Annotated in this window: 14 protein-coding genes and 1 other RNA gene; 4 read left to right on the top strand and 11 right to left on the bottom strand. The window is 66.9% G+C overall.

The window, feature by feature from the left end:
• Window positions 1-5 precede the first annotated feature (5 nt).
• The gene (locus AAC050_RS08875; RefSeq protein ID WP_339914723.1) at window positions 6-359 is read right to left on the bottom strand and encodes a rhodanese-like domain-containing protein; all 354 of its coding nucleotides are present in this window, start codon (window positions 357-359) and stop codon (window positions 6-8) included.
• A 153-nt stretch (window positions 360-512) separates the two neighbouring features.
• On the opposite strand from AAC050_RS08875, the gene AAC050_RS08870 reads away from it, so the two are divergent.
• The gene (locus tag AAC050_RS08870; RefSeq protein WP_339914722.1) at window positions 513-1,802 is read left to right on the top strand and encodes an FAD-dependent oxidoreductase; all 1,290 of its coding nucleotides are present in this window, start codon (window positions 513-515) and stop codon (window positions 1,800-1,802) included.
• Between the two features lie 32 nt (window positions 1,803-1,834).
• Window positions 1,835-2,038 (top strand): DUF2892 domain-containing protein, encoded by a 204-nt coding sequence (locus tag AAC050_RS08865; protein ID WP_339914721.1) that lies wholly within the window; start codon window positions 1,835-1,837, stop codon window positions 2,036-2,038.
• A gap of 86 nt (window positions 2,039-2,124) precedes the next feature.
• On the opposite strand, the gene AAC050_RS08860 is transcribed toward AAC050_RS08865, so the two are convergent.
• From AAC050_RS08860 to ffs, 9 genes are all read right to left on the bottom strand, one after another.
• Complete coding sequence (locus AAC050_RS08860; RefSeq protein WP_339914720.1) at window positions 2,125-3,099, bottom strand: TraB/GumN family protein; 975 nt, start codon at window positions 3,097-3,099, stop codon at window positions 2,125-2,127.
• Window positions 3,100-3,382: 283 nt separating this feature from the next.
• Window positions 3,383-4,360 (bottom strand): TraB/GumN family protein, encoded by a 978-nt coding sequence (locus AAC050_RS08855; protein WP_339914719.1) that lies wholly within the window; start codon window positions 4,358-4,360, stop codon window positions 3,383-3,385.
• A gap of 50 nt (window positions 4,361-4,410) precedes the next feature.
• Window positions 4,411-4,599, bottom strand: coding sequence for a helix-turn-helix transcriptional regulator (locus AAC050_RS08850; RefSeq protein WP_339914718.1), 189 nt, complete (start codon window positions 4,597-4,599; stop codon window positions 4,411-4,413).
• A gap of 9 nt (window positions 4,600-4,608) precedes the next feature.
• Window positions 4,609-5,052, bottom strand: a complete 444-nt coding sequence (locus tag AAC050_RS08845) for a hypothetical protein (protein WP_339914717.1) — start codon at window positions 5,050-5,052, stop codon at window positions 4,609-4,611.
• Window positions 5,053-5,199: 147 nt separating this feature from the next.
• Entirely contained in the window at window positions 5,200-6,450 is a 1,251-nt protein-coding gene (locus AAC050_RS08840) for a DNA recombination protein RmuC (protein WP_339914716.1), read from the bottom strand.
• Window positions 6,451-6,592: 142 nt separating this feature from the next.
• Window positions 6,593-7,201: a recombination mediator RecR gene (gene recR, locus AAC050_RS08835; protein ID WP_339914715.1), complete on the bottom strand. Its 609-nt coding sequence runs from the start codon at window positions 7,199-7,201 to the stop codon at window positions 6,593-6,595.
• A 1-nt stretch (window position 7,202) separates the two neighbouring features.
• Entirely contained in the window at window positions 7,203-7,532 is a 330-nt protein-coding gene (locus AAC050_RS08830; RefSeq protein ID WP_339914714.1) for a YbaB/EbfC family nucleoid-associated protein, read from the bottom strand.
• Window positions 7,533-7,580: 48 nt separating this feature from the next.
• On the bottom strand, window positions 7,581-9,458 hold the full coding sequence (locus AAC050_RS08825) for a DNA polymerase III subunit gamma/tau (protein WP_339914713.1): 1,878 nt from the start codon (window positions 9,456-9,458) through the stop codon (window positions 7,581-7,583).
• Window positions 9,459-9,536: 78 nt separating this feature from the next.
• Window positions 9,537-9,632, bottom strand: an RNA gene (gene ffs, locus AAC050_RS08820) — signal recognition particle sRNA small type.
• A 76-nt stretch (window positions 9,633-9,708) separates the two neighbouring features.
• Between ffs and nudC the strand changes: the two genes are divergently transcribed.
• Window positions 9,709-10,641, top strand: a complete 933-nt coding sequence (nudC, locus tag AAC050_RS08815) for an NAD(+) diphosphatase (protein WP_339914712.1) — start codon at window positions 9,709-9,711, stop codon at window positions 10,639-10,641.
• Here the strand turns inward: nudC and AAC050_RS08810 are convergent.
• The gene (locus tag AAC050_RS08810) at window positions 10,638-11,369 is read right to left on the bottom strand and encodes a 3-deoxy-manno-octulosonate cytidylyltransferase (RefSeq protein WP_339914711.1); all 732 of its coding nucleotides are present in this window, start codon (window positions 11,367-11,369) and stop codon (window positions 10,638-10,640) included. The genes nudC and AAC050_RS08810 overlap by 4 nt on opposite strands.
• 151 nt (window positions 11,370-11,520) lie before the next feature.
• Here AAC050_RS08810 and AAC050_RS08805 point away from each other — a divergent pair, with 151 nt between their 5' ends.
• Window positions 11,521-12,195 carry a cytochrome c family protein gene (locus AAC050_RS08805; protein ID WP_339914710.1) on the top strand — a complete coding sequence of 225 codons (675 nt, stop codon included), beginning with the start codon at window positions 11,521-11,523 and terminating at the stop codon, window positions 12,193-12,195.
• The last annotated feature ends 112 nt before the right edge of the window (window positions 12,196-12,307 follow it).

The raw sequence follows: 12,307 nt of genomic DNA, 5'->3' as shown, positions 1-12,307 counted from the left end.
AGCGTCTACCGGGTCGCATTCTGAAGGGGGTGCCGCTCTGTCGGCAGACCACAGGCCTTCCAGCCACCAATACCGCCAGCCAAGTGGCTGTCGACCATGATACCAGCCTCGCGACAAGCCCGGATGGCCTTCAACGACCGCACTCCGGATCCGCACTGAAACACGACACTGATCTCATCGACGGACGTCCGCAGGGACGCCGGATTGAACGTCGACAGCGGATGACTGATCGCGCCCGGAATACGCTCGGCCGCGAATTCGCCCGGCTCCCGCACATCAACGATCAGGATCTCGCCGGCCAGTTGACCGGCCCGGACCTCATGGGCCGACAGATTTTTTACGTCCTTGATCTGGATCATCGCGCACACGCTCCCGCTGATTTCGAATGGGTTGACCGACACAGGTCGATCTTTGTTAGTTTCGTATTTGCGTATATTATATTGATATTGTAAACGTCAAGCGACACCGGCGACCCGGAACCCCGCCTCGCCACTGTCAAAGGGAGAAAGTCCATGGCCGACGGTAGAAAGCCCCATGTCGTCATTCTCGGTGCAGGCTTGGGCGGCACGGTCGCCGCTTTCGAGATCAAGGACGCGCTCGGCTATGCCGCGGACGTCACCGTGGTGAATAAGGGGTCACTCTTCCATTTTGTTCCGTCGAACCCGTGGGTCGCCGTCCGCTGGCGCAAGCGTGAGGCGATCGAGGTCCAGCTGGAACCGGTTCTCCGCAAGCGCGACATCCGCCTGCTTTCCCAAGGCTGTTCCCGCGTCCGCCCGGCTGACAATCAGATCGACCTGGGCGACGGCACAGCCCTCGACTACGACTATCTGGTCATCGCCACCGGCCCCGAACTGGCCTTCGACGAGATCGAGGGCCTAGGCCCGACCCCCGGCTTCACCCAGTCGGTCTGCCACGTCGATCATGCTGAAGAGGCGGCGGACGCCTTCGATACCCTCGCCGCCAACCCCGGCCCGGTCATCATCGGGGCCGTCCAGGGGGCTTCCTGCTTCGGACCGGCCTATGAATTCGCCCTGATCCTCGACACCGAGCTGCGGCGTCGCAAGGTCCGCGACAAGGTCCCCATGACCTTCGTCACCTCCGAACCCTATATCGGCCACCTCGGCCTCGACGGCGTCGGCGACACCCGGGGTCTGCTCGAGAGCGAGATGCGTAACCGGCACATCAAATGGATTACCAGCGCCAAGGTGACCAAGGTCGAGCCGGACACCATGCATGTCGAGGCCATCGCCGACGACGGCTCGGTCAAGGCGACCCACGCCCTGCCCTTCACCTATTCGATGATGCTGCCGGCCTTCCGCGGCGTCGAGGCTGTTCGCGGCGTCGAGGGCCTGGTCAATCCACGCGGCTTCATTCTGGCCGACAAGCACCAGCGCAACCCCACCTTCCCCAATGTCTATTCACTGGGGGTCTGCGTCGCCATTCCTCCCGTCGGCCCGACCCCGGTGCCGGTCGGCGTGCCCAAGACCGGCTTCATGATCGAGAGCATGGTCACCGCCATCGCCCACAACCTGCGACAGGAAGTCAACGATCAGGCCCCGACCCATGAGGCCACCTGGAACGCCATCTGCCTGGCCGATTTCGGCGACGGCGGTGTGGCCTTCTTCGCCCAGCCCCAGATCCCGCCGCGCAACGTCAACTGGGCGGCCAGCGGCAAATGGGTCCATCTCGCCAAGGTCGGGTTCGAGAAATATTTCATCGGCAAGGTCAAACGCGGCGAGAGCGTTCCCTTCTACGAAAGACTAGCCCTCGATTTGATCGGGGCCCACCGCCTCAAGGACTGATTTCCCCTCCTCCTCGCACAAGGACCACATCCATGACCCTCGACCGCGCCGTTCTCGCCTTTGCCGGCCTCGTCATCCTGATCGGGGTGGCGCTCAGCCTGACGGTTAATCCCTGGTGGATCGCCCTGACTGTCTTCGCCGGACTGAACCTGATCCAGTCGGCCTTCACCGGCTTCTGCCCGGCCGCCATGGCGTTCAAGGCCTTCGGCTTCAAACCCGGCTGCGCCTTCCGCTAGGGCGACATCCGGCCCCCGCCACGCCAAACGGCAAAGGCCCGGTCGCTTCACAGCGGCCGGGCCTGTCTCGTTCCGCCGAGGTCGGCTCAGTTCGGCGCGATCTCGACCGTGACACCCCGCGCTTTCAGGATTGCCTGAACGCTGTCGTCGCCGGCCAGATGAGCAGCCCCGACGGCGATGAACGCCGTGCCCGAACCGTCCAGCAGAGTCTGAATCTGGTTGGCCCAGTTGGCGTTCCGGTTCACCAGCAGCGACTGATACATCAACTCACTCTCCTGACGCATCGGCTCCACGCCGATGTCGGCGATCGCCGCGACATCGCCCTCGGCCCAGGCGTCGACCAGCTTGTCCAGCTCGACCGTCGCATCCTCAAAATCCTCAAGCGTACTGCGCAGAAAGACCAGTTGCCCGGCTTCCGGGAAGCCGGCCAGAATGCGGATCTGCTCGTCGAGAGTCTCAAAGCCACTGACCGTCTTGCCGGCGGCGGCGGCCCGGGTCCGCAAGATCAGGTCGACGCCCGACTGGGGGTCGTATCCCGCCTTGGCCAGCGGGGCGACCGACAGGGTCAGGGCAGCCAGCCACGGCCGCATCGGGTCCAGCTGGGCGGCGCTGAGCCCCATGGTCTCGGCCGCCGCATTCAGGGCCACCAACTCTTCCGCCGTCAGCAGTGTCGACAGGGGTCGGTCAGGCGTGATGCCGTGCTGCATGATCAACGGCATGGCCGCCGCCTGATCATCGGGGTTGGACACTTCGAGGATCAGCTGCGACGCACTGTCGAAGGCGGCATCGACCCGATCAGAACCCCAGGCCGTGGTCGGACGCAACATATGGACGGTGCCGAACAGATAGAGGGTCGAGTCGGCGTCGCGGATGACCCACAAGGCCGGGCCGGCACCCTCGGCACGCGGGGCCGGCGTAGAGGTTGCCGCCGGAGTCTGGGCCAGAGCCCCCGCCGGCAGGCCCCCGACCAGTCCGGCGATCAGGCCGAGGCCCAGGGCTGCGCCTGCGGCAGTGCGCATCAGGGTGCTGGCTGAGGTCTTGAGGTGGGTCACAAAAGTCATGGTGGAAATCCTGTCCAGAAATTGAAGGCGCAAAAAGGCGGCTCACCCGGCCCGTCACCACCCACGTTGGGGGTTTCGAGACGAACCCTACGAGTTGTCGTTTAGCTAAATAACAAAACGTTGTCAATAAACCCAACGGTCGCGGCAATGAAAAGAGGGGGAGATTTCGGGTCATTCGGAAAAAACGGACTCGATCGTCAGGTCGAAAACCCGGGCAATCCTGAAGGCGAGCGGCCGGAACGGGTCGTAGCGACCGGTCCCGTCTCGTTCCGCCGGGCTCGGCTCAGTTCGGCGCGATCTCGACCGTGACGCCTCGACGCCGCAAAATCGCCTGAACGCTGTCGTCGCCCACCAGATGGGCAGCTCCGACGGCGATGAACACCGTACCCGAACCCTCCAGCAGGGTCTCAATCTGCCCGGCCCAGTTAACGTTCCGGTTGACCAGCAGCGACTGGTACATCAGCTCGCTCTCGCCGCGCAGCGGCTCAACCCAGACCTCCCCGATGGTCTCCATGTCGCCACCCGCCCAGGCAGAAACCAGCTTGTCCAGCTCGACCGTCGCGTCCTCGAAATCCTCGAGGGTGCTGCGCAGGAACGTCAGCTGTCCGGCTTCGGGGAAGGTTGCCAGAATGCGGATCTGCTCGTCGAGAGTCTCGAACCCGCTTACCGGCTTGCCGGCGGCCTCGGCGCGCGCCTTCAGCAGCAGCTCGACTCCCGACTGCGGATCGTAACCGGCCTTGGTCATCGGCGCGACGGACAGGGTCAGCGCCGCCAACCAGGGGCGCATCGGGTCCATCTGGGCCGCGCTCAAACCAATGGTTTTAGCGGCGACATCGAGCGCCGCCAGTTCATCCGCGGTCAGCAGGCTGGACAGCGGGGTCTCGGGCGAGATGCCGTACTGCTGGATCAGGGGCATGACCGCGGCCTGGTCATCGAGATTGGCGACCTCAAGGATCAGACGCGAGGCGCTGTCAAAGGCCGCATCGACCCGGTCCGAGCCCCAGGCCGTAGTCGGCCGCAGCACATGCACCGTACCGAACAGATAGAGAGTCGAATCGGCATCACGGATGACCCACAACGCCGGACCGGCTCCCTCAGCTCGCGGGGCCGAAGCGGTTACGGCGGCGGCCGGAGTCTGGGCCAGCACGGTTGTCGGCAGGCTGCCGACCAGGGCTGCGGTCAGGGCGACACCGAAAGTGGCACCGACGGCCGTGCGGGCCAGGTCGCTTGCGGAGATCTTGAGGCGGGTAATGAAGGTCATGATGAAATCCTGATTGAGGTTGATGGCGAAAAGCCGATTAAAGGTTGGAATTATTCGAAAAAGATGGACTCGATCGTCTGTTCGAAGGTCCGGGCGATCTTGAACGCCAAGGGCAGGGACGGGTCATAGCGACCGGTCTCCAGCGCATTGACGGTCTGGCGCGAGACGCCGAGCTGTTCGGCCAGATGAGCTTGGCTCCAGTCGCGTTCGGCGCGCAGCACCTTGAGGCGGTTGTTCATGTCCGCCCCCTACCGTCGGGCCAGCCACCAGCCGGCCCAGGCGAGGGCATAGCCGATGACCTGAAAGAGAGCCAAAGCGGAGACTCCGTTGATCAGCACAGTGATGGGATCACCACTCAGTATGGCCGGAAGCGGCCCTTCGCGCGTGGCGGTCACCAACGTGATCAGCACAACGCCACCAACGGCGACGCCGCCGGTACTGCCCCACCACCAGGCCCATTTGTGCGCCTCTTGGGCCGCCTCATCGAGAGCGTTCCACCAGAGGATGGAGGCCACCGCCACGACCAGCATGCTGAACGCACCACCGGCCGCCGTAACCAGCAATCCGACAGGACTGGCCGAACCGAAAGCGGCCGCCACTCCCGCACCAACGCCCCCGCCAATGGCACATAGCGCAATTCCCGCGAGGTATCGGACGAGCGGCCGGCGGGCCAGGGTCGTTGGAATGTTCATGTCAAGCTCCCACGTCTATTTGACAAGTGCGCTTTACAACACCTCACCCAAAAGTCAAGCTCCCTTGTCTCAAAAACAAGCTCACTTGACATAACCGCCGCGAGCCGCCGGCTGCGCTACTCAAGAATTGGAATCGGACGGTGGGGATCAATCCTGTTGCAAACCCTGCCTGATCGGCTTGGGTCCAGCGGCTCCCGTCAGCAGTTCGGGCCGGCTCAGCGCGCGGGGGGACTGGTCGACGGGGGCCAGCTCGTCCAGGTTTTTGCCCTCGTGGTCGACGTGCAGATCCTCGAACCGGCGGGCGGAGACCATCACCTGGCTCTCCAGCGAGCCGACGAACTGATTGTATTTGCCGACGGCGGTGTCCAGCGCGCGGCCGACGGCGGCGGCGTGGCCGCCCATCACCGACAGGCGTTTGTAGAGCTCCTTGCCCAGCTTCGCGACCTCTTCGGCGTTCTTGGTCTGCTCCTCGGCGCGCCAGCCGTAGGCCACGGCCTTGCACAGGGCGAACAGGGTGGTCGGGGTGGCGATCAGCACCCGGGCATCCATGGCCTGGGTGATCAGGTCAGGCTCGTGATCCAGCGCGGCCGAGAGGAAGGATTCGCCGGGCACGAACATCACCACGACGTCGGGGCTGGGCTTGAACTGGTCCTGATAGGCCTTGGATGACAGCTGGCGCACGTGGGTCTTCATACTGGTCGCGGTGCGCAGGGAGGCGGCCTTGGCCTGGGCCTCTTCGTCGCCGTCGGTCTCGTCGCCGAAGGCCAGCGGCACCTTGGCGTCGATCACGAACATGCCGCCGCCGGGCATGCGGACGATGAAATCGGGCCGTTGCTGGCGGCCCTGGTCGTCGGCCGCCGAGATCTGTTCCTGAAAGTCGAAGCGCCCGGCCATGCCGGCGGCCTCGAGCACATTTCGGCAGGTCTGCTCGCCCCAGCGTCCGCGCCGTCCGGTATTGCCCTTCAGGGCTTCGGTCAGCCGCCGCGCCTCGTCGCGGGTGGCGGTCGAGGCGGTCATCAGCAGGGCCAGCTGTTCCTTCAGCCCGCCCGTTTCCTCATTGCGGGTCTTCTCCAGCGCGGCGACATGGTCCTGAAATTTCTTCAGCGTCTCGGCGACCGGCTTCAGCTGGGCCTCCATCCGCTCGCGCGCCACCCGGTCCTGGGCCTGAAAGGTCTCGGTGGCGCGGGTCACCATCTGGTCGGCCACCGTCCGCGCCGAATCCGAGGCCTGGGCGGTCAGAAAAGCCGCCATCGATTCGCGGCTCTCCTCGATCAGCTCCAGCCGCGTCTCGGCCGCGCCCAGCGTGTTTTTTGCCTTCTGCCAGCCGAGCCAGGCCCAAAGAAAGCCGAGGCTTGCGATCGCCGTAACGCCGACAAGGAGCATATCGAGACTGTTCATGCTCCGTTCCTTACCGGGAATCGCTGGACGCCGCCACGTCCAGTCCCGAAAAAGAAACCGTCCGAAGCGTCCGGGCGCTGGATAGTCCGGTGCCTCATGACGGCACGATGGCATACCGCGGCGTCAGGTGCGGTCGTGTCGTTCAGGCCGGCCGTCTGGCCCGCATCGCCTGAACGATGGTGCCGTCGTCCAGCCAGTCGAGATCGCCGCCGACCGGCACGCCCCGCGCCAGCGAGGTGACGGCCACCGTATTGCCGGTTCCGGTCAGCCGCTCGGCGATATAGTGGGCCGTGGTCTGGCCATCGACGGTGGCCGGCAGGGCCAGCACCACTTCGCGCACCTCGCCACCGCGCACCCGGCCGCTCAGTTCGGCGATGCGAAGGGCCTCAGGTCCGACCCCGTCCAGCGCCGACAGCAGGCCACCCAGCACATGATATTTGCCGCGGAAGGCCCCGGACCGCTCCATGGCCCACAGGGCCCCGGCCTCCTCGACCACGCAGATCAGCGCGTTGTCGCGTGCGCCGTCGGAACAGATCGAGCAGGGATCCCGCGTGTCGGGCGCGCCGCACACCGAACAGGCGGTGACCTTGTCGGCGGTCTCCTGCAGCGCCGCCGCCAGCGGCACCAGCAGCTGCTCGCGCCGCTTCAGCAGGGCCAGGGCCGCGCGGCGGGCCGAACGCGGACCCAGCCCCGGCAGCTTGGCCAGCAGGCTGATCAGTCGTTCGATTTCCGGCCCGGCCGAGGCGGCCAAGTCAGAACAGTTTCGGCATGCCGGGGATATTCATCCCGGCCATCGGCCCGGCGGCCTCGCGCATCAGGGCACTGTTGACCTCGTCCAGCTTGCGCTTGGCGTCGGCATGGGCGGCGACGATGAGATCGGCTAGAATCTCGCCCTCGCCGGGGACCAGCAGACTGTCGTCGATAGTCACGCCGGTGATGTCGCCCGGCCCCCTGAGGGCCACGGTAACGAGGCCCCCGCCGGAGGTTCCGGAAGCGGTGGTGTCCGCCATTTTCGCCTGGGCGTCCTGCAGCTTTTGCTGCATCGCCTGGGCCTGCTGCATCAGGGCATTGAGATCGGTCATGATATCCAGATAGGTCCTTGAACGGTTTGGCGACAGAGGGTGCGCGGATCAGTCCTCGTCCGTCTCGCCCTCATCCGGGATGGCCGGCATCTCGACCGCCGGGGCCAGGGTGCGGATCTCGCCCAGCACGGCCCCGGGGAAGGTCGTCAGCACCGCCTTGACGAACGGATCGGCCTCAACCGCCGCCCGCTCCTCGGCCCGGCCGCGCTTCTCGCCCTCGATCAGGGTTTCGCCGCCGCCCTGGCCGTTGGCGGCGATCAGCCAGGTGCGGCCGGTCCATTCCTTCAAGCGACTGGCCAGCCGCCGCGCCAGATCGGCCGGAGCCCCCGGTGCACTCTCATAGGTGATGGCCCCCGGCTTGAAGGCCACCGGCTTGACGTAGCGCTGCACGTCCATCTGCAGGCTGATCTCGCGCTTCTCGCCGATCAGGGCCACGGTGGCCTCGAAGGTCTGCGGGTCGGGCAGGGCCGGGGCCGCCGCCGGACGCGCCGCCAGCTGGGCCGACGCGCCCCCGCCACCGCCGCCACGCGGACCGCCCCCTCCGGCTCCTCCGGCCGTCGGATCGCCGTCACGCAACGCCTTCAGCGCCTCTTCCGGACCCGGCAGGTCGGCGGCATAGGCCAGCCGCACAATGGCCATCTCGACCGCGTCGGCGGGACTGGGCGCGCGTCGCACCTCGTCCAGCGCCTTCAGCAACATCTGCCATACCCGCGCCAGCGTCCCGGCCGAGATCGCCGCGCCGAGGGCCGCCAGCTTCTGGGCCTGGTCATTGGGCAGGCGGGTGGCGTTGGGCCCCAGCATCTTGGCCACCGAGGCGGCGTGGCAATGTTCCAGCAGGTCGTTGGCCACCTGCACCGGATCGGCTCCATAGCCGTACAGGGTGCGGAAGCTCTCCAGCGCCTCGGGCGTGCGCCCGGCCATGATGCTCTCGAACAGGGCGATGGTCTGGCTGCGGTCGGCCAGACCCAGCATGTCGCGCACCGTCTCGGTCTTGACCGTTTCGCCGCGCTCGCCCTGCACCAGAGCTTGATCCAGCAGCGACAGGCCATCGCGGACCGAGCCTTCGGCCGCGCGCGCGATCAGGGCCAGGGCGTCGGCCTCGATGGCCATGCCCTCGCGTCCGGCGATCCGCTCCAGATGGCCGACCAGAAGCTCGGGCTCGACCCGACGCAGGTCGAAACGCTGACAGCGGCTCAGGATCGTCACCGGCACCTTGCGGATCTCGGTGGTGGCGAAGATGAATTTGGCGTGCGGCGGCGGCTCTTCCAGCGTTTTCAGCAGGGCGTTGAAGGCCTGGTTCGACAGCATGTGCACCTCATCGAGCACATAGACCTTGTAGCGCGCCTCGACCGGCGCATAGCGGACGCTCTCGATGATGTCGCGAATACCGTCGATGCCGGTATGGGAGGCGGCGTCCATCTCGACGACGTCCATATGCTGACCGGCCATGATGGCCGCGTCGTGCCGCCCGTCGGCGCTCAGGGCCAGCGACGGGCGGTCGATCGCGTCACTCTGGTTGTTCAGCGCCCGCGCCAGTAGCCGGGCGGTGGTGGTCTTGCCGACCCCGCGCACGCCCGTAAGCATGAAGGCATGAGCGATCCGCCCGCTGGAGAAGGCATTGGTCAGGGTGCGAACCATCGCCTCCTGGCCGATCAGATCCTCAAAGGTGCGCGGCCGGTATTTGCGGGCCAGCACTGTATAGGCGGCCCCGTCGTCGACATGGGCCGCCGGCCCGTCGTCGGACCCGGCGACCGGCTTGGGCGGTGCCTTCCCGGCCGCCACAGCCTCGGGCGCGGGCTCGCTCGCGTCGGGGGCGGCAGGCGCGCCGAACATGTCATCTGTGTCGGGGTCGCGCTCGACGACGTCACCGTCGGGAGCGTCTTCTTCCCAGGGAGGGCCATCGAGATTCGGATCGACGTCGGTCATGCTGCAGTCCTACCGCGAGTCAGGCCGTCCCGCGAAGGGCCGAATCACCGACGATCCGGTCGAAATCAGCGTGAATGGAGGTGGAGACCGACACGACCCGAAGGGGAATTCGTTGTGGCTGCTGCCTTCCGGCCCTGACCAGATTGGCGAAACCTTCGCCCGCACCGATCTCCGAGGCCTATATCGCGGTTCGGGCGGCCAGAATCAAGACGTCTCCCCAGCCGCGCCGCATCAGCCTAGTCTCTGGATCATGTCCCTTCCTGCCACCAACACCTTCGCCGGCAATCCGCTCGATCGAGCCGGCGACCTGCGCAACGATCCCCGCTGGCTGGCCGAACAGGCCGAGCGCCCCGACGCCCTAGCCATGGTCCTGTGGGAAGGTCGCCCCCTGATCGAGGATCACGCCGACGGTCCGCGCCTGAGCTGGCTGGCCCTGCCCCACGCCCGCGACATGGTGCCGGACCGAGAACTGTTTCTGGGTCTGTGGAAGGGGGCCCCCGTCTTCGCCATCGAATTCGAAGGGTCGATCGATCCGACCAGCGGGCCCGCCGCCGGTCTCGGCACATTCACCGAGATGCGCGAGGCCGCCGCCCTGCTCAGCGGAGCCGACGCTGCCATGGCCGGGGCGGCCAAATCCCTGTTCGACTGGCGTCGCCGTCACGGCTTCTGCGCCGCCTGCGGCATTGAGTCCGAAAACGCCTGCGGCGGCTGGAAGCGGATCTGCCCGGCCTGCGGCGTCGAGCATTTTCCGCGCGTCGATCCTGTCACCATCATGCTGCCGGTGTTCTGCTCGCCCGACGGGGACCGCTGCCTGCTGGGCCGACAGGCGGCCTGGCCCGAGGGGCGGATGTCGGCCCTGGCCGGCTTCCTCGAGCCCGGCGAATCAATTGAGGAGGCCTGTGCCCGCGAGATCGAGGAGGAGGCGGGCCTGACGGTCACCACAGTACGCTATCACTCCAGCCAGCCGTGGCCCTTCCCGTCCCAGCTGATGATCGGCCTGATCGCCGAGGTGTCTGATGACAATGCTGCGCCGGACCAGACCGAGCTCGAATCGGTCGCCTGGCTGACCCGCGACGAAGCCCGCGCCGTGCTGGCCGGCACCCATCCGTCCATCAAGGCCCCGCCGCGTGTGACCATCGCCCGCACCCTGTTACAGGCCTGGGTCGACGGTTTCGGGGTCTAGACTCGGACGGCCATCGCCCGCGCCGCCGCCAGATCGGCCGGGCTGTCGACCGACAACGGGGCCTCGGTGATCACGGCGGCCCAGATCGACAGGCCCATTTCCAGCGCCCGAAGTTGCTCCAGCTTTTCCCGGCGCTCCAGCGGTGACGGCGGTGCGGCACAAAAGCGCATCAACGCCTCGCGCCGATAGCCGTACAGGCCGATATGCCGCCACACCGGGCCGTCGCCGAACAGGGTCGAGCGGGTGAAATACAGGGCCCGTCCGGCGGTCGCCCCGTCGTCCAGTGCCAGCACCGCCTTGACCACGTCCGGATTGCCGCGATCGCCGACCTCGGCCTCCCGGGCCACCAGGGTGGCAATATCGCAGCCCGACTGTGAATCCAGCAGATCGGCACAGGTGCGGGCCAGCCCGGGGTCGGCGAACGGCATGTCGCCCTGCAGATTGATGATGGCGTCATGCTTGCCGTCGGGATCGATGGCCTCGACCGCGGCCCGGATCCGGTCGGACCCGGACGGCAGGTCGGGATCGGTCAGCACCGCCCGACCGCCCGCCGCCTCAACGGCCGCGACAATCTCCGCATCCCCGGCGGCCACGGCCACCGGCAGACCGGAAGCGACCGCCCGCTCCCACGCCCGCACGATCATCGGCCGGCCGCCGATATCGGCCAGCGGCTTGCCCGGCAGTCGGGTGGCGGCCATCCGGGCCGGGATCAGAATCAGGGGGTTCATGTGCACGATCATGCCCTGCGACGCCCGGACAGCTCCGGACCAGTTGCGAAGGCGGCGCTACCGTGTAAGAGACGGCCACGCAAGGATACGCCCCGAGACCGGCCAGTGGCCGGCCGACTGACGGGGCCCAGAAACGGGATGCGACGACGCTATGAGCGGCGATCTGAAGTGGAACAAAATTTTCGGTGCGGGCCTGGGAACGGTCTTCGCCATTCTGGTGGTCCAGCAGGTGTCTGGTGCGATTTTCCGCACCGAGGCCCCTGAGAAGATGGGCTATTTCGTCGACGCGCCGGAGACGCCGGCCGGTGGAGCCGCCGCGGTCGAACTGGCCCCCGACTGGGGCACCGTCCTGCCCGTCGCCGATATCGCCGCCGGTGAAGCGGCGTTCGCCCGCTGCCAGGCCTGTCACGACATCGCCGCCGGGGGGCCGAACAAGATCGGCCCGAACCTGAACGGGGTCGTCGGACGCGCCGTCGCCAGCCACGCCGGATTCGCCTATTCCGACGCGATGAAAGCCCACGTCAGCGTCGATCCGACCTGGACGCTGGATGCGCTCGACCATTTCATCACCGCACCGCAACGCTATGTGGCCGGTACCAAGATGTCGTTCGCCGGCCTGCGGGACACCCAGACCCGCGTCAATCTGATCGCCTATCTGCGTTCGCAGGGTTCGGCCGGCTTCCCGGTTCCCGCACCCGACCCGGCCCGCCAGCCGCCGGTTGCCGGCGCGGCCGACGCCACCGCGGCTCCGGCCGACGGCGTAGCGGCTCCGACTGATGGGGTCGCCGACACCGCAGCGGTTCAGGTCGCGCCTGCCGCGCACTGAGCCCGATCAACACTGAAATTACAGGAAGGCGGTCCGCACGGGCCGCCTTTTTGTTTGCCTAGATGTGGAGCCTCAACAGGTTGTCCTCGGCGAGGGCGAGTCTGCTGATGGG

This window comes from uncultured Brevundimonas sp. (assembly GCF_963974615.1).
Taxonomy (GTDB): domain Bacteria; phylum Pseudomonadota; class Alphaproteobacteria; order Caulobacterales; family Caulobacteraceae; genus Brevundimonas.
Note: the sequence above shows the minus strand (reverse complement) of the source record. Positions and strands in the feature narration are given on the sequence as shown.

What these genes read in the sequence shown, in the direction of transcription:
- AAC050_RS08865 (WP_339914721.1), top strand. Translation starts at nt 1,835, where the DNA reads ATGACCCTCGACCGCGCCGTTCTCGCCTTTGCCGGCCTCGTCATCCTG.
- AAC050_RS08855 (WP_339914719.1), bottom strand. Translation starts at nt 4,360, where the DNA reads ATGACCTTCATTACCCGCCTCAAGATCTCCGCAAGCGACCTGGCCCGC.
- AAC050_RS08875 (WP_339914723.1), bottom strand. Translation starts at nt 359, where the DNA reads ATGATCCAGATCAAGGACGTAAAAAATCTGTCGGCCCATGAGGTCCGG.
- AAC050_RS08845 (WP_339914717.1), bottom strand. Translation starts at nt 5,052, where the DNA reads ATGAACATTCCAACGACCCTGGCCCGCCGGCCGCTCGTCCGATACCTC.
- AAC050_RS08840 (WP_339914716.1), bottom strand. Translation starts at nt 6,450, where the DNA reads ATGAACAGTCTCGATATGCTCCTTGTCGGCGTTACGGCGATCGCAAGC.
- AAC050_RS08860 (WP_339914720.1), bottom strand. Translation starts at nt 3,099, where the DNA reads ATGACTTTTGTGACCCACCTCAAGACCTCAGCCAGCACCCTGATGCGC.
- AAC050_RS08850 (WP_339914718.1), bottom strand. Translation starts at nt 4,599, where the DNA reads ATGAACAACCGCCTCAAGGTGCTGCGCGCCGAACGCGACTGGAGCCAA.
- AAC050_RS08805 (WP_339914710.1), top strand. Translation starts at nt 11,521, where the DNA reads ATGAGCGGCGATCTGAAGTGGAACAAAATTTTCGGTGCGGGCCTGGGA.
- AAC050_RS08870 (WP_339914722.1), top strand. Translation starts at nt 513, where the DNA reads ATGGCCGACGGTAGAAAGCCCCATGTCGTCATTCTCGGTGCAGGCTTG.
- AAC050_RS08830 (WP_339914714.1), bottom strand. Translation starts at nt 7,532, where the DNA reads ATGACCGATCTCAATGCCCTGATGCAGCAGGCCCAGGCGATGCAGCAA.
- AAC050_RS08810 (WP_339914711.1), bottom strand. Translation starts at nt 11,369, where the DNA reads ATGAACCCCCTGATTCTGATCCCGGCCCGGATGGCCGCCACCCGACTG.
- AAC050_RS08825 (WP_339914713.1), bottom strand. Translation starts at nt 9,458, where the DNA reads ATGACCGACGTCGATCCGAATCTCGATGGCCCTCCCTGGGAAGAAGAC.
- nudC (WP_339914712.1), top strand. Translation starts at nt 9,709, where the DNA reads ATGTCCCTTCCTGCCACCAACACCTTCGCCGGCAATCCGCTCGATCGA.